Below are 658 nucleotides of genomic sequence, written 5' to 3'. Positions count from 1 at the left end.
AGCTCGTACAGCATCGCGTACGCTTGCCGCTGCCAATACTGGCGATAAAAATTCAGCATTGATAGCGATTCGTGATGTATTAGTTGATAACAAACAAGATATTTTATCTGCTAACAAAATCGATATGGATAACGGTCAAAAAAACGACCTTGAAGCAGCACTCTTAGATCGCTTAGAGCTCAACGAAGATCGCTTTGAGGGCATGCTTCAAGGTCTAAAAGATGTCGCAGCCCTGCCTGATCCTATCGGTGAGGTCACCGATATGACCTATCGCCCATCTGGTATTCACTTAGGTAAAATGCGCGTGCCACTTGGCGTCGTTGGCATGATTTATGAATCACGCCCAAACGTTACTTTAGAAGCTGCTTCATTGGCCCTAAAATCAGGTAACGCCATTATTCTACGCGGTGGCTCTGAAGCCTTTGAATCCAATCAAGCAATCGCTAAATGTATCCACCAAGGCCTAAAAAAAGCGGGCCTCTCTGAGCATAGCGTACAAGTACTGCAAACCACAGATCGCGCTGCCGTTGGCGAGCTTATTACTATGACAGAATACGTCGATGTCATTGTACCGCGTGGCGGCAAAGGCTTGATTGCTCGTATTAGTAATGATGCCAAAGTACCCGTCATCAAACACTTAGACGGTAATTGCCATACC

The 658-nt window shown here is 45.9% G+C and carries 1 protein-coding gene; it reads left to right on the top strand.

The genetic code is table 11. From position 1 onward, the window contains the following. A partial coding sequence (locus tag ACS8FD_RS21415) for a glutamate-5-semialdehyde dehydrogenase (protein WP_439277357.1) occupies nt 1-658 on the top strand: 658 nt, incomplete at both ends.

Source organism: Psychrobacter sp. 1U2, from assembly GCF_051847575.1.
The sequence above is the reverse complement of the archived record's forward strand: the minus strand, read 5'-3'. Positions and strand labels throughout refer to the sequence as shown.